The sequence below is a fragment of the Actinoplanes lutulentus genome, from assembly GCF_003259845.1.
GTDB lineage: Bacteria > Actinomycetota > Actinomycetes > Mycobacteriales > Micromonosporaceae > Actinoplanes > Actinoplanes lutulentus.
Genome location: NZ_QLMJ01000020.1, coordinates 198,790 through 219,785, shown reverse-complemented (window position 1 = coordinate 219,785; position 20,996 = coordinate 198,790). Strand labels below are relative to the sequence as shown.

Genomic DNA, 20,996 nt, shown 5'->3' with positions numbered 1-20,996 from the left:
CCGCTCATGCCTTCTGTCGTGACGATGCTCGGCCCGTTCCGAGGGCCTGCCCCAGCCATTCACGCGCTCGCGCGAGGTAGGCGAGGGCGAGCCGGGTACCGGCTCCCCAGGACTGGAAACCGTGCGGCGCGCCGTCGACCAGGTCGACCGTGACCGGTACACCCGCCTCACGGAGCCGGCGAGCGTATTCGAGGTCTTCGTCGGCGAACAGGTCGACGCCCCCGACACCGATCCACGCCGGTGGGAGCCCGCTCAGATCGGAGCGGCGTGCGGGTACCGCACCGTGCGACACGATCTCAGAGCCGGGTTCCGTGCCCAGGTAACTGCGCCAGCCGAACCTGTTGTTGCGGTTGTTCCACACCGGGTGTGCGCGTTCGTCGATGTCGGCGCGGATGACGGTGCGGTCATCGAGCATCGGGCACATCAACCATTGCGCGCACGGCTCGGGAAGCCCCTCGTCGTGCAGCCGCTGGGTGAGCGACGCCGCCAGGCCACCGCCGGCGCTCTCACCACCGATCGCCAACCGCGTGGGGTCCACGCCGAGACGCTCGGCATTACGGCGCAGCCACAGCCAGCCGGCCGCGCAATCGTCCAGGGGCGCGGGGTACGGGTGCTCCGGCGCACGGCGGTATTCGATCGAGGCGACGACGATGCCGAGATCACGAACCACGTCGGCGAGCATGAGATCGTCCATCACCGGCTCGCCGGCCACCGTCCCTCCGCCGTGGATCCACAGCATCCCGGCGCCGCTCGCGGTGCCGGTGGGGCTGTACAGACGGACCTTCACGTCACCGTCGGCGACGATATCGATCGTCACACCGTCATACCGACGGGTGCGGGAAAGCCGTGTCGCGGCACGGGCGAACAGCAGCACCGGCCGCCGGTCCAGCGCGACTGTCGGGAAGCGGCGCAACGCCGGAAGCAGTTCGGGCGCGACATCGTGTGGGTTCTTCATTGCCGATCTCCTTGGACGCTGCTCATTGGCCGGGGTACCGGGGACCGGGCTCGGGCTGTGGCCAGATCGCCTGATTGCCGGGGCGCGCCCACATGAACGGGGTACGCGGGTCGCGCCTATCTTCTGCGCAAATCGGCCTACCGATCGGTAGATTGCGCCGTGAGCGCGCGCCCGTCCAGGCCCCTATCTTCCTACCGGTAGATATCTTTGTGCCGCCCGTTGACCTGAGCGCAACGTCGCCGTAATTTCTATCTACCGGTCGGCAGGTAAATCGTCCGCGGAGCGCGGCTGCCCCGCCGTCTCGGCACTCGAACCACGGAATCGAACAGAGCGGGTTCCCGGCTCCGGCTATCGGCGTACCGGACCACGACTTCCTTCAACAAACCGACAACAACCGCGGGCGACGGTCCACGTGACCGCCGCACCCGCCGAACGGGAGTACCGACATGGCACGCACCGGCATCAACACCTTCGGCGACCTCGCTCGGCGGATCCGCTCGGGTGAGCTCACCGCCGCCGAGGCCGCCCATCTACTCATCGCCGAGATGACCGACGACGAGTTGCTCTGGGTGCTCGACGGTGACGTTGCACCCCGGTCGATGGCCCAGCTCCCAGGAAAGATCAAAGCGGGGCCGATCGTCGGCGGGGCGATCGAACGCCTCGGAATCCCCGGCATCCGGTTCACCGACGGGCCTCGCGGCGTGGTCATCGACGGGTCGACCGCGTTCCCGGTCAGCATGGCGCGCGGCGCGACCTGGGATCCCGACCTCGAACAACAGGTCGGCACCGCGATGGGCCTGGAGGCCCGCGCCCACGGTGCCAACTACTCCGGCGCCGTCTGCATCAACCTGCTGCGGCACCCCGCCTGGGGACGCGCCCAGGAGACGTACGGCGAGGATCCGGTCCTCATCGGCGCGATGGGCGCCGGGCTCACCCATGGGCTGCGGCCCAACGTGATGGCCTGCGTCAAACACTTCGCCCTCAACTCGATGGAGAACGCCCGCTTCCGCGTCGACGTCACCGTCGACGAGCACGCCCTGCACGAGGTGTACCTGCCGCACTTCAAGGCGGTGATCGACGCCGGCGCCGAATCCGTGATGAGCGCCTACAACTCCGTCAACGGCCAGTTCATGGACGTCAACAAGGTGCTGCTGACCGACATCCTGCGCGACGAGTGGGGCTTCGACGGGTTCGTCACCAGCGACTGGGTCTTCGGCACCCACGACGGACTCGAAAGCCTCGAAGCCGGCCTGGACGTCGAGATGCCGCTGCGGCTGCTGCGCGCCCGGGAGCTGCCGGCGGCGTTGAAGGACGGCCGTCTGTCCCGCGACACCGTGATCCGCTCAGCGCACCGCATCCTGCGCACCACTCTCGGCCACGCCGCAACCCGTGACCTGGAGGAGCCCTCGGCCGACGTGATCGCCGGCCCCGTCCACCGCGCTCTCGCCCGGACCGTCGCCACGAGAGCGATGGTGCTGCTCAAGAACGACACGGTCGGCAACGCACCCATCCTCCCGCTCGACCCGGCGATCAAACGGCTCGCGGTGATCGGCAAACTCGCCGGGCAGGCGAACACCGGCGACCACGGCTCGTCGCTGGTGCACCCGCCGGCCACCAGCTCGCCGTTGGACGGGCTGCGTGAGGCGCTGCCCGGTGTCGAGATCGTGCACGCCGACGGCACCGACGTCACGGCGGCCGTCGCCGCGGCCACCGCAGCCGACGCAGCCATCCTGGTCGTCGGCATGGACCACGACGACGAGGGCGAACGTGTCGAGAACGACGACATCAACCTCGACGTCTTCGGCTTCCCGTTCACCTTCGGCCCGTTCAAGTGGGCGATGAACAAGCTGGCGAAAAAGCGCAGCCAATTCGGCCGTGGCGGCGACCGCGACGCGCTGACCCTGCACCCCGGCGACGAGCGGCTGGTCGCCGCGGTCGCCGACGCGAACCCCCGGACCGCGGTGGTGCTGATCGGCGGCAGCGCCATCATCGTCGAGGCCTGGCGTACGAAGGTCCCCGCCATCCTGCACGCCTGGTACCCCGGCATGGAGGGCGGCCGGGCCCTCGCCGACGTACTCACCGGCGCCGCCGAGCCCGGCGGCCGGCTGCCGGTGTCCATCCCCACCAGTGCCGAGCACCTGCCGCCCTTCGACGCCGAAGCGCGCACCATCGTCTACGACGCATCGTGGGGACAGCGAAAACTCGACCACGACGGAAACACCGCGGCCTTCCCGTTCGGCTTCGGGCTCGGCTACACCACCTTCGAGCACGAACTCGTCGACCACCGGGTCACCGAGACGGACGGCACGGCGACGGTACGGGTGCGCAACACCGGGCCGCGCACCGGATCGACCGTGGTGCAGATCTACGCCGCCGACACCTCGGCCGCGCGGCCCGTACCTCAGCTGATCGGCTTCCGCCGCGTCGACCTCGCACCGGGAGCTGAAAGCACGGTCGAAGTCGCGCTCGACCTCACCCCCACCCGGCAGCGCGACCCACGGACCCACTCCTGGTCTCGCCGGCCCGGAACGTGGGGGATCCTCGCCGCCGCCCACAGCCCGAGCGCCATCGACGACGTCCAGCCGCTCGCTGTGTAGGCCATTGCTTCGCACGAGCCACCGCACCGCCCGCCCCCGAACCCGAGAGTTGGTCCAGATGTCCACCGATCTGCCTGAATCTCCTCCTCATCCCGGCACGGAGACCGTCGTGCGCTCCCGGGTCAGCCAGCGTCGCCTCGGCTACGGCCTCTTCCTCCTCGGATTCGGCTGGGTGTTCGCGAACGGCGCGCTGACCACCGTCGTGGCTGCCGCCAAGATCGCCGTTCTGGCCCCTGACGACAAAGTGTTCGTCCTCGGCGTCGGCACCGCCCTCACCGCGGTGGCGACCACGATCGCGCTCTTCGCCTGGGGAGCGGTGTCGGACCTGACCCGCAGCCGCTGGGGACGCCGCACCCCCTGGATCGTCTTCGGTGCGGTCACCGGCGCCGCGATGCTGATCCTCATGGCCCTGGCACAGTCCCTCGGCACCTTCTTCGCAGCCTGGGTCGGCTACTCGCTGCTGTTCAACGCGCTTCCGGCCGCAGCCCTGGCGGTCTTCCCGGACCGGATACCCAGCGACAGCAGGGGCACCGCCTCCGCGGTCTACGGTGGCGCCCAGGTCATCGCCGGCGCCATCGGGTCGATCGTCGCGTCACGCTTCATCAGTGACCCCGACCCGCTCCTTCCGGTGCTGGCCGTGTCCCTGCTCGTTCTGACGCTCCCCTTCGTGTTCATCGCGCCCGATCACCCGAGCACGGACCAGCCGCGGGCGAAACTGGATCTGCGCGGTCTGCTCGATGCCTTCCGGTTCCCGTCCGGCGCACCGGACTTCTACTGGGCCTTCGCCGGGCGCTTCCTGCTGCTGCTCGGCTTGTTCATAGTGCAGAGCTTCATGCTCTACCTGCTCACCGACTACATCGGGCTGTCCGACCACGATGCCGGCGACATCGTGGCGTACGCCGGGCTTGGAAGCCTGGTGACGATCACGGTCGGGACGCTGGTCGCCGGACCGGTCTCGGACCGGATCGGGCGGCGCAAAATCCCGATCTTCCTCGCCTCGGCTCTCTTCGGGATCGCCGTGGTGCTCCCGCTGGCCTGGCCGACGGCGACCTCGATGGTGATCTTCTCCGCGGTGTCCGGCCTTGGGCTCGGGGCGTTTCTCTCGGTCGACGCCGCCCTCATGACGGAGGTCCTGCCGTCGGAGGACGCTCGCGGCAAGGACCTCGGGATCCTCAACACCGCCAACACCGTGCCGCAGGTGCTCGCGCCTCTGATCACCTCAGGCATCGTCTCGGCTGGACTCGGTTATCGGCCGGTGTTCGTGATATCGCTGGTCATCATCAGCGTCGGCGCCGTCAGCATCTTCAAGATCAAATCAGTGCGCTGAGTCCCGGGACCCGCCGGCCAGATGGTCGTGCCGCTCGCCGCCGACAGCGAACGCTGACAGTCGGCGGCGAGCACCTGCGCACCGATGGACCGCACGCCCGAGCCGGGCGTTGCCCTCACCACCACGGTGCCCGGAGATCAGCGACCGGGCCACCCACGCTCCACGACCCGCTATCTACCGAGTGGTAAAGTTCTGGATCCGCCGGGTGAGGAGCCACCATGACGTCCACCGACGAGACCGAGGCCCGCCGGAAGGTACGGCTCAGCCCGGAAGTCCGCCGCGAGCAGATCATCCGGCAGGCTACCCGGCTGATCAGCGGGTCAGGTTTCAACGCGGTGTCACTGGCCGACGTCGGCGAGGCCTGCGGCATCCGTAAGCAATCCGTGCTGCACTACTTCCCGTCGATGAATCAACTGCTGCTCGCGGTGCTCGAACACCGCGACGCCCAGGACTTCGTGACGGCCGGCGAGGAACCGATGCCGGAGCCCACCCCGGCCGCAGCACGCCAATACTTCACCCGCATCTTCGAGCGCAACATCAATCAACGAGAAATCATCCGGCTCTACTACATCCTCGGCGCCGAGGCACTGTCACCGACGCATCCCGCGCACGACTACTTCACCCAGCGATCCCGGCAGGCAACGGCCGAGCTGGAAATGGCTCTCGCCTGGAAGGCCGACCCGGGTGTCGCCGCAGTCGAGCTACTCGCGTTCTGGCAGGGGCTGGAGATCGAGTGGCTGCGCAACCCCGACCTCGATCCTCTCGCTGTATGGGCGGCGTTCTGCCACCGATTCTTCGCCTGACCCACGTCGCCCCGCAAAGACGTCTGAGGTAGGCAGGTACGGGCCAGGCCCGGCACCCAGGTCAGCGACGGTGCACATGCCGGCGTCCGCGCGCACTGATTCGAACCCGTTTTCTGAGCCGGTCCCGAGATGGCGCCCGGGTGGCCCGCGATGCCCCGCGCCGCCCAAAGGTGATCCCTCCAGGTGGATGTGGTCACACCAGAGACAAGCACCCCATCGGAGACCTCCAGGTCTAGCTGTTCTCCCGATGACGAGGGCTGTCGTTCGCAAGAATGACCTGGAGGGCGCCTCCAGCGTCGCGCCCCGGACCTGAGCGCAGCGAACTCGTGCCGGATCAGCATCGGCGCCATCACCTCGCCGCTGCCATCTCGCCGCGCGTGTGGCGACGACGGGTCGACGTCTCCTAAGGAGGTTCTGGCCCACTTTCCGGGAGCTGAGTCGGCCCCGGCACTCGCTCACGCGAGGAGGACTCGCTTCCTGAGCAGGTCGAAGTTGGCCCGGCCGTAGGTCTGCCGCTTCAGCATTTTGATCCGGTTAACGTTGCCTTCGACGGGGCCGGAGCTCCAGTGCAGGGTGAGACCGGCGGTGACCGCTGCGAGGTCGGTAGCGAGGTGCCGGGCGAAGGTGCTGATGCCGGGCAGCCCGGTGTCGACGGCGGTGGTGATCCAGTCGGTGAGGTCCGTGCTGCCGGTGCGGTGGGCCATCATCGCGGCGAACTCACGGACGAGTTGGTGGGCCTGGCGTAGTTCGGGACACCGGTCGAGCAGTGCGGCCAGAGCCAGCCGGTCGTCGTCGGCCAGGTTGTCGGGGCGTCGGCAGATCCACCCCGTGACCCGCCGGACGGACGGCGGAGACAACCGTTTCGGCAGTTCAGGGGCGGGGCAGGCCTGTAGGAAGTCGCGGACGGTGGAGTAGCTACCGGTGAATCCTTGCTCGGTGATCTCCCGATGTAGGGCTTGGATGTTGCCGTGCCAGCCGGTTTCATCTGCACACCCGCGAGGATGAGATCTTCATGCTGATCAAGGGCACAGCGCTGCTGTGGCTCGGCGAGGAGCAGATGGAGCTGTCCGAGGGCGGCATCGTCTACCTGCCGAAGAACATCCCGCATGGCTACCGGATCACCTCGGACACCGCGGACCTCTTGATGATCGCCACGCCGGCCGGCATCGAGGGCATGTTCCGGCAGGCCGGACGCGATGTCACCGCCCCTCGGCCGGAAGGCTTCGCCATCGACCCGGTGACGCTGGCCGAGGCCGCCGAGCAGCACGGACAGGTCATCCTCGGCCCGCCACGCTGAACACCCTGCAGCAAAGTTGTCCGGACAGATAAATCAGCCTAGACGAAGGGTGACCTCGCTAACTTCGCCTTAGTGGCTCACTCTGACTTAATTTACTGTTCAGACAGGTAACTCTCCGAACATCAAAGGAAACGATTATGACTTCGGCATTCGACCCTTACGATCTGGCCGGCAAGCGACTGTCCAACCGGATCGCGATGTCGCCCATGACGCGCAGCCGGGCGACCGTTCCCGGCGCGACCCCGACCGACATGACGGCCACGTACTACGCGCAGCGGGCCAGCGCTGGTCTGATCATCACGGAGGGCATCCAGCCGTCGGTGGTGGGCCAGGGTTACACCAACACCCCGGGCCTGCACTCGGACGAGCAGGTAGCGGCCTGGCGGACAGTCACCGACGCCGTGCACGCCGAGGGCGGCGTGATCTTCGCGCAGCTGATGCACGTCGGACGTATCGGCCACGCCGGCGTGCTGCCGGACGGCCTCGTTCCGGTCGCCCCGTCCGCGGCTGCCGCCGCCGGGCAGATCTTCACCTACGAGGGCATGCAGGACTTCACCCCGCCCAAGGAGCTGACCGAGGCGGAGATCCTCGAGACGATCCGCGACTTCGCCGACGCGGCCCGCAACGCGATCGCCGCCGGGTTCGACGGTGTGGAGATCCACGGTGCCAACGGCTACCTGATCCAGCAGTTCCTCTCCACCAACGCCAACCAGCGCACCGACGGCTGGGGCGGCTCCATCGAGGGTCGCATCCGCTTCGGCGTGGAGGTCGCCACCGCGGTGGCCGACGCGATCGGCGGCAACCGGGTCGGCTTCCGGATCTCCCCGCACAACACCCACAACGACATCACCGAGCACGACGTCGAGCAGATGTACGGCGCGCTGATCGCCCGGCTCGCCCCGCTCGATCTGGCCTACCTGCACGTGATGGAGAGCGACCACCGCGAGCTGACCAACCAGCTGCGCAAGGAATGGCCTTCCACGCTCATCCTCAATCCGTTCACCGGCACCACACCGACCGGGCCGCAGGAGCTCACGCTCATCGAGGACGGTACCGCCGACATCATCGCCTTCGGCGCGATGTTCCTGTCCAACCCCGACCTGCCCGCGCGTCTCGCGGCCGGCGGGCCGTTCAACACCCCCGATTTCTCGGCGGCGTTCGGCGGCGACCACCGCGGCTACATCGACTACCCCACCCTGCCCTGACGAGGAAGAAGGAACAGGTCATGTCTTCGCACACATCCGGCCGGCTGGCCGGCAAGCGCGTCCTGATCACCGGCACCGGTGGTGGCCAAGGCGAGGCCGCGCAGCGACTGTTCGCCGCCGCGGGCGCCACCGTCGTCGGCTGCGACCTTCGTGACGGCGCCGCCGAGGCCAGCGCCGAGAAGCTTCGTGCCGAGGGCTTCGAGGTCACCGGCTCCACCGTCGACCTCAGCGATCCCGAGGCCGCCGGTGGGTGGGTACGCGACGGCGCCCAGCGCCTGGGCGGGCTCGACGTGCTCTACAACAACGCCTCCGGCTTCGGCTTCGCACCCTTCGCGCAGATGGACTTCGCCCTCTGGCGTCACGTGATGACCGTCGAGCTCGACCTGGTCTTCCACACCACCAGCGCGGCCTGGCCGCTGCTGCTCGACGGCGGTGGCTCGCTGATCAACGTCGGCTCGTACTCCGCGCTGCGCGGCATCGAGCCCCTCGCCCAGGTCGCCCACGCCGCCGCCAAGGGCGGCGTCATCTCCATGACACTGGCCCTCGCGGCCGAAGGCGCCTCGCGCGGCGTTCGCGCCAACGCCATCTCGCCCGGCTTCATCAGCACCCCTGCCACGGACAAGGCCGTCGACCCGGAAGGCCGGGCGTGGCAGATCGGCAACGCCCTCATCCAGCGGGCGGGCCGGCCTGACGACATCGCTCACATGGCCCTGTACCTCGCCTCCGACGAGTCGAGCTGGGTCACCGGGCAAAACTTCGTCATCGACGGCGGCGCCACGGCCGGCTGGCGCGACGACGCCGAGACCGCCCGGCTCGCCGCCCTGTCCACGACCGTGTGATCACCAAGAGATCACTGAGAACGCCCGGCCGGCGCTTCACCGCGTCAGCCGGGCGTCTGCCGTTGTCCGGTGATCACCGATGGCGGCGCATCGCCAGCCAGACGATCCAGCCGGCGCCGACGATGAAGCCGAAGCTGATGAGGCGGTACAGCACGGTGGCGGCGATCGCGGTAGCGGTGTCGACGCCGCCGGCGACCAGGCCCAGGATCAGTGCGCTGTCGATGATGCCGAGTCCGCCGGGCACGATGGTGATGGTGGCGGCGGCCATGCCGGCGCAGTAGGCCAGGATCAGTGCGGTGGCGCTGACGGACCCGCCACCGACCGCGCGGAAGGAAAGCCAGAGACACAGCGCGTCGAGCAGCCAGTTGAGCAGCGCGAACATAGCGGCGGAAACGGCGTGTCCCGGGGTCAGACGGGCGGCGCGCAGCTGGTTCACCAGGTCACGCAGGCGGTCGAGGCCGTGGTCGGCGGGGCGGCTCAGCAAGCGGTTCACGCTCGCCAGGACGCTGCGGATGATCGGTTGAACCGTGTGCGGGTAGCGGGTCAGCTGGCGGATCGCGTAGCTGAGCAGCAGCCCCGTGAAGCAGAGTGCGGACAACGTACCCCAGGAGGGTTTGCTGTTGGCCGCGACAGCGGCGCCCGCGCTGATGGCCGCCAGTGCGGCGGCGGAGAAGATGCCCGACAGGGCGATGGACCAGGAGGCGATCGCGGGGCTGACACCGTAGCGGCGTAGTTGCTGGTAGTTGAAGCGGGTGGAGAAGGCCGGGCCGCCGGGCAGGGTTTCGTTGAGTGAGTGGGCGGCGTAGGCCATGCCGATGTGCTGGTGCAGGGAGAGGCGGACGTCGGCGGAGCGCAGCAGGCTGCGTTGCATGCGACCGTAGTTCGCCATCGATCCCAGGGCCATGGCCACCGCCGCGGCCAGCCAGCCCGGGTGTGGGGCTTGCAGGTGGGAGACCGCTTCAGCCAAGCGGGGCCAGGCGAGGACCAGTTCCGTGATGAACAGAGCGGCCAGCGAGCCAAGCGTCAGGGCCCGAAGAACTCCGCGGCTGCTCGCCCTGTTCCTGCCGTCGGCCGATACCGCCTTGGCAGGCCGATGCTCTGGTGCTCTTGTCAGGTTCTCGCAGCTCACGAGCGTTTCCTGTCGGTGGTGAAGTCGGGAGGATGGTGAGGCGGCCGACGAAGGGACGGCCACCTCACTGGGGCATGGAGTAGTACTCAGACGGCAGTGCTGACCTTCGGCCGCGTGGTGGCGTCGGCGGTCGCAGCGCCGGGACGGCGGGCACGCAGGCCGCTGGCTACGGTGAGGACGATGCCGAGCAGCAGCCAGCCGGACAGGACGATGACGGAATGGGCGGCGCCGTTGCCGTCGAAGTAGGCGGTGGAGCGCAGCAGCTGGCCGCCGGCGCCGGGCGGGAGCAGCTGGCCGAGAGCGCCGGCCCAACCGGGCAGCATCTCCGGGGCGGTGGCGGTGCCGGAGAGCGGGTTGCCGAGCAGCATCATGGTGGCCGCGCCGATGCCGAGACCGGGGGTTCCGAGCAGGGATTCCAAGCCGAGGATGGTCATCGAGGTGGCGGCGATGGTCAGTGCGATGGCGCCGGTGTTGGCCAGGTAGGAGCCGTCGAGGGAACCGAGCCAGAATTGCAGGATCGCCGCCATGGCCAGACCGCCGGTGATCGCGAAGGCGAGCGCGCCGGCGACGCGGCGGGCGATGCCGCGGACCAGGTTGGTGAGCAGGACCGCGGCGAGCAGTCCACCCATGACCAGGGGCAGGGCTCCGGCGGCCAGGCCGGCGCCGCGCGGGTCGTCGGCGGGCAACGCGACGATGTCGCGGACGGCGATCGCCGCGCTGCTTCCCTGTGCCTGCGTCTGCCCGAGCGCGGTGGCGACGGACTGGAGGGTCTGTGCGACCGAGGCGCTGGCGGCGGTCGCGGTGATGACCTGCGGGGTGCCGGTGGTGACGTCGATCGCGCCGTAGACGTCCCGATCGCGGATCAGCTGTTCGGCGGCGGCGGTGTCGGTGACCCGGGTGATGTCGAAGGCGTCCGGCAGGCGTTGCTGCAGGGCCGCGGTGACCTGGTCGGCCGCGGCAGCCGGGCCGGCGACGGCGATCGGTATGTCGTGGACCGAGGACCGCACCGAGGGCCAGGCGAAGGCGGTGAGCAGCACGCTGATGATGACGGTCAGCAGCGCGACGGCTCCAGCGACCTTGGGCCAGGGTGAGGGTTCAGTAGCTGTCTGCGGGGCCTGGGCAGCCATGTCGACTCCTTAAAAGAACGATTGTTCGCTTTTTTTCAAGTGTGGGAGTGCCGGTTCTCGTTGTCAAGAACGGTCGTTCGTTTTACCGTCGGCATATGCCACGCGTCACTGAGCAGTACCGGGCCGATCGTCGAGCGGAGATCGTGGCCGCAGCCGCGCGGCTCGTCGCCACCAACGGCTTCCATGCCACGTCGATGGCCGACATCATCAGCGAGTCCGGGTTGTCCGCCGGCGCGGTGTACCGGTACTTCCGCAGCAAGGAGGAGCTGATCGGCTCGGTGGCGGAGACGGCGCTGTCGACCGCGGACGAGGCGTTCGCGGATTTGCTCGCCGACGGCGCGACACCGTCACCCGAGCAGGCCGTGACCGCGATGATCACCGCGATCACCGACCGCATCGTGTGCGACCCGGTGACGGGGATCGACCTGACCCGGATCGGGATGCAGGTGTGGTCGGAAGCGCTGCGCAACCCGGAACTCTCCGCCCGCGCCAACGAGGTCTACCGGCGGCTGCGCGGCAATTTCGCCGAGGTGGTCCGCCGCAGGCAGGCAGCCGGCACCCTGCCCGCCGACGCCGATCCGGAACAGGTGGGCGCCGCCATGCTGAGCCTCGTGCAGGGATTCATCCTGCAACGCCTGCTGGTCACCGACACGGACACCGGCGGCTATCTCGCCGGCATGCGGGTCCTGCTGTCGGGGACGCCGGTGTTCTCGCGTGCGGCGGATTGAGCATGCCCTGTCGTGTCGCCCGATCATCGGGCCAGGGCGGCGCGGACGCCCGGTACGACGTCCTCGGCGAACCGGCGCAGTTGCCGGTCGTGGTCGGCCGCGGGCCAGAACACGAAGCCGTTCATCGCGTTGTCGCCGACGACCGTGACGAGCTGGTCGATCCACTGCTGAGCCGAGCCCCCGAAGGGTTCGCCGCTCTCGTCGCCGATCACACCGGCGATGTTGTAGATCTTGCGGATCGCGGCGGGGTCGCGGCCGGCCTCGGTGGCGGCATCGTCGACGCGGCGGGACGCGGCGGCGAGTTTGTCGAGGCCGAGGTAGGCGTGTGAGGGCAGCCAGCCATCCGCTTTCGCGCCCGTCAAGGTGAGCATGCGGGGGCCGTAGGCGCCCAGCCAGATCCCGAGTCCGGGGCCGGGCGGCGGCCCCGGATGAATGCCGGCGAGCTGGTGGTAGTCGCCGGCGACCCGGGCGCTGCGCTGGCCGCTCCACATCGCTCGGATGACCGCGATGGCTTCCTCGAGGGCGTCGACCGCCTCCTTCGGGCTGCGGCGCGGGCCGTCCATCGCGGCGATGGCATCCCAGAACGCGCCGGTGCCGAGCCCGAGCTGGACCCGGCCGCCGGTGAGCACGTCGAGGCTGGCCGCCGACTTGGCCAGGATGGCGGGCGGCCGCAGCGGCAGCGGAGCCACCGTGGGCACGAGCGTGATGCGTTCGGTGCGGGCGGCGAGGTAGGTCAGCAGCGTCCAGGTGTCGTAGAAGGCGGCCTGGTACGGGTGGTCCTGGACGGTGATCAGGTCGAAGCCCAGCTGCTCGGCGTCAAGAGCGCGCCGCAACGGTTCCTGAGCCGGACGCCAGGTCGGGTCGACGTTGGCGCCGAAGACCAGAGGCAGTGTCATGGGTCCTCCTCGACTGCGGGTGGTGTCGTTTCAGTGGAGCAAGGCCGGCGTGGCGGCGGGCCGGGTTTGCCAATGTCGCCGCGACCGCTGATGTTGCTGACCGTGACCCGCATGCATAGGATTCTCAACGCTTGTCTACATTTTAGATGGGCGGCCGGACTGAACTCGCAGCGGCCCACCACCAACAGGCTGAGGAACTCGCATGAAGCTGATCGTCTTCGGGGCCAGCGGCGGCACCGGGCGTCTCGTCGTATCCGGTGCGCTTGAGCGCGGGCACCAGGTGACCGCCGTGGCACGTCACCTGGACGGCCTGCCGGCCAGCCCCTGGCTGACCCTGAGCCCCGCTGACGTGCTCGGCGACCAGCGCCGGCTGCGGGAGATCGCTGTCGGGCACGACGCGGCGATCTCCGCGATCGGCAGCACGGCCCGGCACCCGAACGGCATCTACTCGCGGGGCGCCGACGCCATCGTCACCGCGCTGCAGGGCGCCCAGGTGCCACGGCTGATCGTGGTCTCCTCCGGCGGGGTGCAGCCCAAGGATCCCGGGCTGCCCTGGTGGTTCCGGCTGGCGATCCCGCTGTTCCTGAGCGAGCTGTACAAGGACATGGCCGTGATGGAGGACATCGTGCAGTCCAGCCGGCTCGACTGGACGCTGGTCCGCGCCGGGTATCTCGGCGACAAGCCGGCCACCGGGGCCTTCCGGGTCGGCGACGGCACGAACCCGCGCGGCGGCTCACGGCTGAATCGCGCCGACCTGGCGAACTTCCTGCTCGATCAACTAGCCGACGCTCAGTGGAGCAAGCGCATGCCCACCCTGACCTACTGACGCCCCGGATCCCCGTACCAGAATTTGATCTTGATCTTTGGGGTTTGAGGAGCTGTGATGCGGATGGAGTCGGCGAGTCCCGACGATCGGCTCACTCTCGGTGAGGTCACCGCCCGGACCGGGATGCCGGCGTCCGCTCTGCGCTTCTACGAGAGCAAGGGGCTCATCTTCGCCGAGCGCAGCGGGGGCAATCAACGGCGTTACCGGCGGCACATGCTGCGCCGGGTCTCGTTCATCCAGATCGCCCGGCGGCTCGGCATCGATCTCGCCGCGGTCGCCGAGATCTTCGCGACGCTGCCCGTCGACCGGGCGCCGACGCAGGCGGACTGGGAGCGCGTCTCGCGGTCCTGGAAACGGGAGCTGGAAGGACGCCGGCGCTTCATCGAGAATCTCGAACACCAGCTCGTCGGCTGCATCGGCTGCGGATGCCTCTCGATGAAGTCCTGCGGCCTGCTCAATCCCGACGACGACCTCGGCAGACGCGGCCAGGGGCCGGTGCGGCTCGACGAGGCCAGCCGCTGACTCAGTCTTTCTGGGTGGCCGCACGTGCCAGGTTGTCCTCGATGCGTTCGAGGACGCGGAGGGCTTCGGCGCGTTCGGCGGCGCTCTGCTCGCCGAACGTGCGGTCCTCCAGCTCGGTCCAGATGTTCTCGACTTCGCGGCGCAGGGCGAGGCTGGCTGCGGTGGGTTCGACGATGGTGACCCGCTTGTCGGAGGCGCACGGCGAGCGGCGCACGAAACCCGCGTGCTCCAGGCGCTGGACGGTGCGGGTCATGGTGGCGGCGTCCGAGTCCAGGAGCCGCACCAGGTCGGCCTGGCGCTGCGGGCCCTTGTCCCACAGCTGCATCATGACCAGTTCCTGGCCGGGGTGCAGGCCGACGCGGCGCAGCAACTGGCCGACGTGCATTTTGTGCAGCCGGGCGACGCGGAAGATCGCGTGGCTGACCGGGCCGGCCGCAGCGGAGACCGGGACCGGGATGTCAGCGGCCGGTCCCTGGTAATCCGGCAGTTCTCCGGCTGACACGCGTCCTCCTGGCTGTCCGAGCAGTGGATCGCCAGTTTATCCATCTGGCGGTCGTGCTCTACCTGGCTCTGCGTGGGGCGCGGCCGGCTGCCGGCCGCGCCCCACGAGCGTTTCAGCCGACGTGTGCGGGAGCCGCGTCCTGGGCGGGCTGCTGACGGCCGGCGTTGACCGCGGTGACGACGATGACCAGGGCGGTGAGCAGAAGCCCGGCAGCGCAGGTGAAAGCGACGGTGTAGCCGTGGGTGAGCGCGTCAGCGGCCTGCTGGACCAGGGACATGTCGCCGGTCGCCAAGCCCTGGAAGAACACGGCGTCGGCATGCGGCAGCTGATCGTCGGCGGCGGCGGTGGACACCGTGGCCAGAACGGCCAGGCCCACCGCGCCGCCGATCTGCTGGGCGGTGTTGAGCAGCGCGGAGGCGATGCCGGTGTCGTTGCGGTCGACACCCGCGACCGCACCGAGGGTCATCGGCAGGAAGCCCGCCCCGAGGCCCAGCGCGGTGAGGAACATCGCCGGCATCAGGTGGGTGAGGTACGACGAGGACGGTTCCAGCTGGCTGAACCAGAGCATGCCGCCGGCGGCGACCACCAGGCCGGGACCGGCCAGCATGCGGGGCGGGAACCGGCCGGCCAGGCGGGAACCGAGTCCGGCCGAGACGCCCATGCCGACGCTGAACGGCAGGTAGGCGAAGCCGGTGCGGACCGGGCTGTACCCCTTGACCTGCTGCATGTAGAGCGACAGGAAGTAGAAGGTGGCGAACATGGCCGCACCGATGAACAGCATGGTGGCGTAGGAGCCGGCCCGGTTGCGGTTGCGCAGCAGCCGCAACGGCATCAGCGGGTGCTTGGTGCGGCCTTGGGTACGCAGGAAGGTGATCAGCAGGACCGCGGCGATGGTGAACATGCCGAGGGTGACGCTGTCGGTCCAGCCCCGGTCGCCGCCCTGGGTGATGGCGTAGACCAGAGCGGTCAGGCCGCCGGTGCCGGTGATCGCGCCGCGCACGTCCAGCTCGCCGCGCAGCTTCTCACCGCTGGCCAGCAGCCGGGTGCCGACCAGCACGGCCAGGCCGATCGGGACGTTGACGAACATGACCCAGCGCCAGCTCAGGTAGTCGGTGAGCACACCACCGAGCAGCAGGCCGGCCGTCGAGCCGAGTCCGGCCATCGCGGCGTAGACGCCCATCGCCCGGTTCCGCGCCGGGCCTTCGGCGAAGGTCGTGGCGATCAGTGACAGCGCGGTCGGTGCGATCACGGCGGCGCCCATACCCTGCAACACCCGGGCGGCGATGAGCAGTTCGGCGTTCGGCGCCAGGCCGCCGAGCAGCGAGGCAGCGGAGAACACCATCAAGCCGAGGCGGAACATGCGCCGTTTGCCGTAGAGGTCACCGGCGCGGCCACCGAGCAGCAGCAGCCCGCCGAACGCGAGCACGTAGGAGTTGACGATCCAGGACAGGCCCGAGGCGGACACCTCCAGGTCCTTCTGGATGCTCGGCAGCGCGATGTTCGTGATCGTGCTGTCCAGCACCACCATCAGTTGCGCGGCCGCGATGACGACCAAGGCGAGTGCGGGATGTTGCTTCTGCATCGGCGCTCCAAGAAAACGTGGACAAGCGTTGAGTTCTCACGATCGGCACGACAATAACTCAACAGGTGTCTACTTTTTGAGCCGGTACGATCAGGGGCGCCAAGCAGGGAGGGCGTAGAGATGACCCAGGCCGCCACGTCGGCGTCGGCCGGCGAGCGCAAGGGCGAGCGCACCCGCCGGCGCATCCTGGAGACCGCCCGGCGGCTGTTCGCCGAACTCGGCTACGAACGCACCACCATCCGCGGCATCGCCGCGGCGGCCGAGGTCGACAAGTCGTCGATCCTGCAGTACTTCGGCAGCAAGCAGCAGCTCTTCCGGGCCGCCGTGCACTGGCACATCCCGATCGCGGAGATGACCACCGACGACCCCGTTCAGACCGTGCACAACTTCATGCACGGCATGCTGAGCAGCTGGGCCGCCGACCCGAACAGCCCGATGGCGGTCCTGGTACGCGCGAGCATGACCAGCGAGGACGCCGCTGAACTGCTGCGGCATCACATCACCACCGAGGTCGTCGACGCCATCGCCGCCACCGTCGACGACCCCGAAGCCCATCTGCGCGCTTCGGTGGCCGGCGCCATGATGATGGGCATCGCCGCCCAGCGTTACCTGCTGCGGATGCCTCACATCGCCGACGCCGACCTCGATGACGTCCTGCGGCTGGCCGAGCCCGCGATCCGCGCCGTCATCGCCCCGGCGGACTGACCCTTCAAAGAGTCTCCGGGACGCCGCCGGGCAGTTCGGCGTCGCCGAAGATGGCCGGCACACTCTCGGCCGCGATGATGCCGAAGGCAATCGCCTCGAACTGCTGGCGGTCGGTCTCCGGAAGGTGCGCCACGGCGTCTTGAAGACTGGCGGTCACCTCGGCGAAGAACGCCTCGGTGACCTCCTTACCCCGCGGGGTAAGGGCGACCGTCACCGCGCGCCGGTCCTGCTGCGACGACTCGCGGCGCAGCAGGCCCCGTCGTTCGATCCGGTCGACCAGCCCGGTGAGCCCGGGCCGCTCCAGGCCGAGCATGTGGGTGAGCTCGGTCATGCCGCGCGCCTGGTCCTTGATGACACACATCAGTTGCGCCTGCGCCGGGCTGAGGTCGTGCCCCGCGCAGACGCGCGCGTAGCGGCGCTGCACCAGGAACGACAGCCGGACCAGCGCCGCCGAGATACCCGGGTTGTGCGACACGGTTCCATCCCCTCATCGATGTGACGTGCCGATCTTACCTTGCGTAACTTCGCATCGCGAAGTAACTTGATTCGTGACGCGAAGTTCTTGCGGTGAAGAAGGAGATGCCATGGGCTTCGATACGCGCAACGGCACCCGGGGCGCCCGTCAGCCGAACGGGCGGCTGATGCGCTTGATGAACCGGGTGATGACGGGCCGGATCCGCCGTAAAGGCGGCAACGCCATGGGCATGAACGTGCTGGTACTGGTCACCGTCGGCCGCAAGAGCGGCGTCGAACGTGAAACCCCGGTGGGCTGGTTCCCCGGCCCGGACGGCAGCTGGCTGATCGTGGCCTCGGCGGCCGGCGCGGCCGGCAACCCGGCCTGGTACTACAACCTCGCCGCCCACCCCGACCGGGTCCGGGTGGAGATCGGCAGCCAGTCGGTGCCCGTCATCGCCGAGCAACTCTCCGGAACCGAGCGCGACGAGGCGTGGCGGCAGATCACCACGAAGGCGCCGCGCTTCTCGGAGTACCAGACGAAGACCGACCGCGAGCTGCCGATCATCCGTCTCACACCATCGGAAGAAGGCACATCATGACCACTCTCAACGGCACCGAACTCAAGGGGCACGACACGCTCGTCGTCGGTGGCACCGGCAACGTCGGCTTCTTCCTGGTCGACGGCTTCCTGCGGGCCGGCGCTCGCGTCCTTGTCCCGTCACGCTCCCCGCAGAACCTCGAACGGCTCCGGTCACGCCTCGGGGCCGCAGCCGACCGCCTCGTGCCGGTCAACGGCGACATCGGTACCGCTGAAGGCGCGGTGCAGGTCCAGGCACAGGTGCGGGACCTGTCCAGCGAGCTCTTCGCGGTCGCGTCCGCCCCGGCGAGCTGGCACCAGAGCCACTCGATGCTCCAGGCCGGATTCGCCGAGTTCAAGCACGTCATCGAAACCCGGCTCTACCCGCACTTCCTGGCCGCCGAGGCGCTGCTGCCGCTGATCGCCCTGGGCGGCTCGTACACCACGATCAACGGCCCGGCGGGCTTCATCAGCCCGCCGCCGCCCGGCATCGGCGCGATCGCCGTCGCGGCGGCCGCGCAGAACAAGCTCATCGAAGCCATCGCCGCCGAGACCGCCGGAACCCCGCGGGTCAACGACGTCGTGATGAAGGCCTTCCTCGGGCCGAACGGCACCCGGCCCGGGTCGCCGCTGCGTGGCGAGCAGGTCGGTGACTTCGTGGCGGCGCTGGCCGCCGGCGGCACCCACGTCCACAACCGCACCATCCAGCTGGCCTCTCCCCGCCAGATCGACGAAGCCCTGGCCGGAAACTTCGCCCTCGCCTGAACCCATCGGAAGAAGAACGTCATGGACACCAAAGTCATCGCCCTGGTCGGCGGAAGCGGCCAGCTCGGCAAGCTCATCGCCGACGAGGTTCTCGCGCTGCCGGACACCCGGCTGCGCCTGCTCGTGCGTCCCGGCAGCCGCGACAAGGTGGCCGACCTCGAACGCCGCGGCGCCCAGATCGTGGAAGGCGCGATCGAACCCGGCGCGGTCGGCCCCCTGGCCGCGTTCACCGCCGGCGCCACCACCGTCATCTCCGCCGTGCAGGGCGGCCCGGACATCATCGTCGACGGGCAGGCAGCCCTGCTGCGCGCCGCCCGCAACGCCGGGGTGCGCCGCTTCATCCCGTCCGACTTCTCCCTGGACATGTTCAAGGTCGCACCCGGGCAGATCACGAACTCCGACATCCGCCGCGCGTTCGCCGGCCACGCCGCCGCCGAACGCGGCGACGTCGAGGTGGTCCACGTGCTCAACGGCCAGTTCCTCGACCGCCGCGTCATGTTCGGCTTCATCCGGGTCGTCGACCCCGAGGCCAAGGTCGCGTACGTGTGGGGCGACGGCGAACACCCGATGGACTTCACCACCTACGCCGACACCGCCCGCTACACCGCCGCCGCTGCCGTCGACGACAACCCGATCGGCAAGGTCCTCGGCGTCGCCGGCGACAGCCTCACCTTCGCAGAGATCGTGAGCGCCTACGAGAAGGCCTCCGGCAGCACCCTGCGCGTGGAGCGCCTCGGCTCCCTGGCCGACCTGGACGCCCACATCGCCGAACTACAGAGCGGCGGACCCGCGAACTTCCTCAAGTTCCTGCCGCTCATGTACTACCGGGCCCAGCTCAACGGCACCGCCAAGATCGACCCGGTGATGAACGACCGATACCCCCAGATCCAGCCCACCACTGTCGAGCAGTACGTCATCTACGAAGGACTCTGATAAATGAGCAGCACCCCGCAGGCCGCCGCACACGCCAAACGCAGCACGGCCTCCGACCCCTTGCGGATCGGCGTGGCCACCGTCGCGGCCGTCGTCGCCAACCTGGTCATCTTCTGGATCGGCGACGCCGCCGGCGCCTCCCTGGAGATCGACGCGCCGTACGACCTCAACGCCTTCGCGGTGATCCTCTCCACCGCGGTGCCGCTGCTGCTCGCCAGCGCCGTCGCCCTCTACGTCCTGATCCCCCGCTTCCCGGCCGCACACCGCTGGCTCGCCTGGGGCGGCGCCGCCTTCGCGCTGGTCACCGCAGCCATGCCGTTCACCGTCGCCGAGGACACCGGCACCGCCGTCGCCCTCGCGCTGATGCACGTCGCGGCCGGCGCGGCCTGGCTCTTCGCCGTCGCACCCCGCAACACCACTCGCTGAACCGAAACACCCCCGGCGACGCCCGCGCCGCCCGGCAGCGGCGCGGGCTCACCGACCGTCACAAGGAGCACCACACCATGAGCGACAGCACCATCAGCATCCGCGTCGGCGCCGACGGCGCCACCACGATGATCAACGTGTTCACGGTCGAGCCCGGCGACCAGGCCGAACTCGTGCGACTCGAGGTCACCGGCATGACCGGCATCGCGAGCAAAGTGCCCGGGTTCGTCCGCGGCAGCATCCACCGCAGCCTCGACGGAACCCGCCTGGTGAACTACATCCACTGGGCCGACAGCGACGCTTGGCGCAACGCGCACGAGACGCTGAAGGCGAACCCGGAGTACCTCGAGCACATGGAGAACGTGCGGCGTATCGCGACGGCGGACCCGCATCCGTACGAGGTCATCGCGGTCATCGACGGCGCCGCGGCCTGAGCACTGCGCATTTCCCCGTTGCCCGGCCGCAGGCACCGCGAGGCGCCGACACTGGGGGTGCGGATCCCGCCGCGTTGCCCGGCCACGGACAGGACAACTCGTGAGCAGCAGCCTCGAACGCCGATTTACCCGGGCTGACTACGCGATGCTCGCTGTCGCGGCCGCCTTCGCCAGCGCTGCCGTGGCGATCTGGTGGGCTGCCGGAAGTCTCGTCACCGCCGGCTACGCTCTGGTGCTCAGCATCGACCTGGCCCTGTCCGCCGCTGTCTTCGTCAGCATCGCGCTGATCAGTCGTTACGGCACCCAGAACGACGAGTGACGTCGGCCCTGGGTCTCGGCTGCTGCCGAGACCCAGGGTCTCTGCG

Annotated in this window: 24 protein-coding genes; 16 read left to right on the top strand and 8 right to left on the bottom strand. The window is 69.2% G+C overall.

The window, feature by feature from the left end; translation table 11 throughout:
• Positions 1-4 precede the first annotated feature (4 nt).
• Entirely contained in the window at positions 5-955 is a 951-nt protein-coding gene (locus B0I29_RS35515; RefSeq protein ID WP_111653505.1) for an alpha/beta hydrolase, read from the bottom strand.
• A 446-nt stretch (positions 956-1,401) separates the two neighbouring features.
• On the opposite strand from B0I29_RS35515, the gene B0I29_RS35510 reads away from it, so the two are divergent.
• The 3 genes from B0I29_RS35510 (at position 1,402) to B0I29_RS35500 (ending at position 5,682) form a co-directional block, all read left to right on the top strand.
• On the top strand, positions 1,402-3,552 hold the full coding sequence (locus B0I29_RS35510) for a beta-glucosidase family protein (RefSeq protein WP_111653504.1): 2,151 nt from the start codon (positions 1,402-1,404) through the stop codon (positions 3,550-3,552).
• A 58-nt stretch (positions 3,553-3,610) separates the two neighbouring features.
• On the top strand, positions 3,611-4,879 hold the full coding sequence (locus B0I29_RS35505; protein ID WP_111653503.1) for an MFS transporter: 1,269 nt from the start codon (positions 3,611-3,613) through the stop codon (positions 4,877-4,879).
• Positions 4,880-5,097: 218 nt separating this feature from the next.
• Positions 5,098-5,682, top strand: a complete 585-nt coding sequence (locus B0I29_RS35500) for a TetR/AcrR family transcriptional regulator (protein WP_111653502.1) — start codon at positions 5,098-5,100, stop codon at positions 5,680-5,682.
• 455 nt (positions 5,683-6,137) lie between these two features.
• Here B0I29_RS35500 and B0I29_RS35495 read toward each other — a convergent pair whose 3' ends face one another.
• A complete protein-coding gene (locus B0I29_RS35495) occupies positions 6,138-6,539 on the bottom strand; it encodes a transposase (protein WP_181558140.1) in 402 nt (133 codons plus the stop codon).
• Between the two features lie 128 nt (positions 6,540-6,667).
• On the opposite strand from B0I29_RS35495, the gene B0I29_RS35490 reads away from it, so the two are divergent.
• From B0I29_RS35490 to B0I29_RS35480, 3 genes are all read left to right on the top strand, one after another.
• Positions 6,668-6,979: a cupin domain-containing protein gene (locus B0I29_RS35490; RefSeq protein WP_111653500.1), complete on the top strand. Its 312-nt coding sequence runs from the start codon at positions 6,668-6,670 to the stop codon at positions 6,977-6,979.
• A 137-nt stretch (positions 6,980-7,116) separates the two neighbouring features.
• The gene (locus B0I29_RS35485; protein ID WP_111653499.1) at positions 7,117-8,184 is read left to right on the top strand and encodes an alkene reductase; all 1,068 of its coding nucleotides are present in this window, start codon (positions 7,117-7,119) and stop codon (positions 8,182-8,184) included.
• Between the two features lie 20 nt (positions 8,185-8,204).
• Complete coding sequence (locus tag B0I29_RS35480; RefSeq protein WP_111653498.1) at positions 8,205-9,023, top strand: SDR family NAD(P)-dependent oxidoreductase; 819 nt, start codon at positions 8,205-8,207, stop codon at positions 9,021-9,023.
• 73 nt (positions 9,024-9,096) lie between these two features.
• Here B0I29_RS35480 and B0I29_RS35475 read toward each other — a convergent pair whose 3' ends face one another.
• Both B0I29_RS35475 and B0I29_RS35470 read right to left on the bottom strand, forming a co-directional pair.
• Entirely contained in the window at positions 9,097-10,152 is a 1,056-nt protein-coding gene (locus tag B0I29_RS35475) for a lysylphosphatidylglycerol synthase transmembrane domain-containing protein (protein ID WP_375790603.1), read from the bottom strand.
• An 86-nt stretch (positions 10,153-10,238) separates the two neighbouring features.
• Positions 10,239-11,279, bottom strand: a complete 1,041-nt coding sequence (locus B0I29_RS35470; RefSeq protein WP_111653497.1) for a hypothetical protein — start codon at positions 11,277-11,279, stop codon at positions 10,239-10,241.
• A gap of 95 nt (positions 11,280-11,374) precedes the next feature.
• On the opposite strand from B0I29_RS35470, the gene B0I29_RS35465 reads away from it, so the two are divergent.
• Positions 11,375-12,007, top strand: a complete 633-nt coding sequence (locus tag B0I29_RS35465; protein WP_111653496.1) for a TetR/AcrR family transcriptional regulator — start codon at positions 11,375-11,377, stop codon at positions 12,005-12,007.
• A gap of 23 nt (positions 12,008-12,030) precedes the next feature.
• Here the strand turns inward: B0I29_RS35465 and B0I29_RS35460 are convergent, their stop codons facing one another.
• Complete coding sequence (locus B0I29_RS35460; RefSeq protein ID WP_111653495.1) at positions 12,031-12,903, bottom strand: LLM class flavin-dependent oxidoreductase; 873 nt, start codon at positions 12,901-12,903, stop codon at positions 12,031-12,033.
• Between the two features lie 202 nt (positions 12,904-13,105).
• On the opposite strand from B0I29_RS35460, the gene B0I29_RS35455 reads away from it, so the two are divergent.
• Together B0I29_RS35455 and soxR are read left to right on the top strand one after the other, a co-directional pair.
• A complete protein-coding gene (locus B0I29_RS35455) occupies positions 13,106-13,729 on the top strand; it encodes an NAD(P)-dependent oxidoreductase (RefSeq protein ID WP_111653494.1) in 624 nt (207 codons plus the stop codon).
• A 57-nt stretch (positions 13,730-13,786) separates the two neighbouring features.
• Positions 13,787-14,251 (top strand): redox-sensitive transcriptional activator SoxR, encoded by a 465-nt coding sequence (gene soxR, locus B0I29_RS35450; RefSeq protein ID WP_311733559.1) that lies wholly within the window; start codon positions 13,787-13,789, stop codon positions 14,249-14,251.
• A gap of 1 nt (position 14,252) precedes the next feature.
• Here the strand turns inward: soxR and B0I29_RS35445 are convergent, their stop codons facing one another.
• Together B0I29_RS35445 and B0I29_RS35440 are read right to left on the bottom strand one after the other, a co-directional pair.
• Entirely contained in the window at positions 14,253-14,753 is a 501-nt protein-coding gene (locus B0I29_RS35445) for a MarR family winged helix-turn-helix transcriptional regulator (protein WP_220091520.1), read from the bottom strand.
• Between the two features lie 112 nt (positions 14,754-14,865).
• Entirely contained in the window at positions 14,866-16,335 is a 1,470-nt protein-coding gene (locus tag B0I29_RS35440) for an MFS transporter (protein WP_111653493.1), read from the bottom strand.
• A gap of 120 nt (positions 16,336-16,455) precedes the next feature.
• Here B0I29_RS35440 and B0I29_RS35435 point away from each other — a divergent pair, with 120 nt between their 5' ends.
• On the top strand, positions 16,456-17,040 hold the full coding sequence (locus B0I29_RS35435) for a TetR/AcrR family transcriptional regulator (protein ID WP_111653492.1): 585 nt from the start codon (positions 16,456-16,458) through the stop codon (positions 17,038-17,040).
• Between the two features lie 4 nt (positions 17,041-17,044).
• Here B0I29_RS35435 and B0I29_RS35430 read toward each other — a convergent pair whose 3' ends face one another.
• Positions 17,045-17,515, bottom strand: coding sequence for a MarR family winged helix-turn-helix transcriptional regulator (locus B0I29_RS35430; protein ID WP_111653491.1), 471 nt, complete (start codon positions 17,513-17,515; stop codon positions 17,045-17,047).
• A gap of 109 nt (positions 17,516-17,624) precedes the next feature.
• Here B0I29_RS35430 and B0I29_RS35425 point away from each other — a divergent pair, with 109 nt between their 5' ends.
• The 6 genes from B0I29_RS35425 to B0I29_RS45390 all read left to right on the top strand — a co-directional run bounded on the left by B0I29_RS35425 (position 17,625) and on the right by B0I29_RS45390 (position 20,950).
• Complete coding sequence (locus tag B0I29_RS35425) at positions 17,625-18,095, top strand: nitroreductase family deazaflavin-dependent oxidoreductase (protein ID WP_111653490.1); 471 nt, start codon at positions 17,625-17,627, stop codon at positions 18,093-18,095.
• Entirely contained in the window at positions 18,092-18,838 is a 747-nt protein-coding gene (locus tag B0I29_RS35420) for an SDR family NAD(P)-dependent oxidoreductase (RefSeq protein ID WP_111653489.1), read from the top strand. Before B0I29_RS35425 ends, B0I29_RS35420 begins: the two co-directional genes overlap by 4 nt.
• Positions 18,839-18,859: 21 nt before the next feature.
• Positions 18,860-19,771, top strand: a complete 912-nt coding sequence (locus B0I29_RS35415; protein ID WP_111653488.1) for an NmrA family NAD(P)-binding protein — start codon at positions 18,860-18,862, stop codon at positions 19,769-19,771.
• A gap of 3 nt (positions 19,772-19,774) precedes the next feature.
• Complete coding sequence (locus B0I29_RS35410) at positions 19,775-20,197, top strand: DUF6069 family protein (RefSeq protein ID WP_111653487.1); 423 nt, start codon at positions 19,775-19,777, stop codon at positions 20,195-20,197.
• Positions 20,198-20,274: 77 nt separating this feature from the next.
• The gene (locus tag B0I29_RS35405; RefSeq protein WP_111653486.1) at positions 20,275-20,631 is read left to right on the top strand and encodes an antibiotic biosynthesis monooxygenase family protein; all 357 of its coding nucleotides are present in this window, start codon (positions 20,275-20,277) and stop codon (positions 20,629-20,631) included.
• Between the two features lie 100 nt (positions 20,632-20,731).
• Positions 20,732-20,950, top strand: coding sequence for a hypothetical protein (locus B0I29_RS45390; RefSeq protein WP_146617000.1), 219 nt, complete (start codon positions 20,732-20,734; stop codon positions 20,948-20,950).
• The last annotated feature ends 46 nt before the right edge of the window (positions 20,951-20,996 follow it).

Excerpts from the sequence above, each read along its gene's own strand:
- B0I29_RS35515 (WP_111653505.1), bottom strand. The coding sequence starts at position 955 with ATGAAGAACCCACACGATGTCGCGCCCGAACTGCTTCCGGCGTTGCGC.
- B0I29_RS35510 (WP_111653504.1), top strand. The coding sequence starts at position 1,402 with ATGGCACGCACCGGCATCAACACCTTCGGCGACCTCGCTCGGCGGATC.
- B0I29_RS35505 (WP_111653503.1), top strand. The coding sequence starts at position 3,611 with ATGTCCACCGATCTGCCTGAATCTCCTCCTCATCCCGGCACGGAGACC.
- B0I29_RS35500 (WP_111653502.1), top strand. The coding sequence starts at position 5,098 with ATGACGTCCACCGACGAGACCGAGGCCCGCCGGAAGGTACGGCTCAGC.
- B0I29_RS35485 (WP_111653499.1), top strand. The coding sequence starts at position 7,117 with ATGACTTCGGCATTCGACCCTTACGATCTGGCCGGCAAGCGACTGTCC.
- B0I29_RS35480 (WP_111653498.1), top strand. The coding sequence starts at position 8,205 with ATGTCTTCGCACACATCCGGCCGGCTGGCCGGCAAGCGCGTCCTGATC.
- B0I29_RS35470 (WP_111653497.1), bottom strand. The coding sequence starts at position 11,279 with ATGGCTGCCCAGGCCCCGCAGACAGCTACTGAACCCTCACCCTGGCCC.
- B0I29_RS35465 (WP_111653496.1), top strand. The coding sequence starts at position 11,375 with ATGCCACGCGTCACTGAGCAGTACCGGGCCGATCGTCGAGCGGAGATC.
- B0I29_RS35460 (WP_111653495.1), bottom strand. The coding sequence starts at position 12,903 with ATGACACTGCCTCTGGTCTTCGGCGCCAACGTCGACCCGACCTGGCGT.
- B0I29_RS35455 (WP_111653494.1), top strand. The coding sequence starts at position 13,106 with ATGAAGCTGATCGTCTTCGGGGCCAGCGGCGGCACCGGGCGTCTCGTC.
- soxR (WP_311733559.1), top strand. The coding sequence starts at position 13,787 with ATGCGGATGGAGTCGGCGAGTCCCGACGATCGGCTCACTCTCGGTGAG.
- B0I29_RS35440 (WP_111653493.1), bottom strand. The coding sequence starts at position 16,335 with ATGCAGAAGCAACATCCCGCACTCGCCTTGGTCGTCATCGCGGCCGCG.
- B0I29_RS35435 (WP_111653492.1), top strand. The coding sequence starts at position 16,456 with ATGACCCAGGCCGCCACGTCGGCGTCGGCCGGCGAGCGCAAGGGCGAG.
- B0I29_RS35425 (WP_111653490.1), top strand. The coding sequence starts at position 17,625 with ATGGGCTTCGATACGCGCAACGGCACCCGGGGCGCCCGTCAGCCGAAC.
- B0I29_RS35420 (WP_111653489.1), top strand. The coding sequence starts at position 18,092 with ATGACCACTCTCAACGGCACCGAACTCAAGGGGCACGACACGCTCGTC.
- B0I29_RS35415 (WP_111653488.1), top strand. The coding sequence starts at position 18,860 with ATGGACACCAAAGTCATCGCCCTGGTCGGCGGAAGCGGCCAGCTCGGC.
- B0I29_RS35410 (WP_111653487.1), top strand. The coding sequence starts at position 19,775 with ATGAGCAGCACCCCGCAGGCCGCCGCACACGCCAAACGCAGCACGGCC.
- B0I29_RS35405 (WP_111653486.1), top strand. The coding sequence starts at position 20,275 with ATGAGCGACAGCACCATCAGCATCCGCGTCGGCGCCGACGGCGCCACC.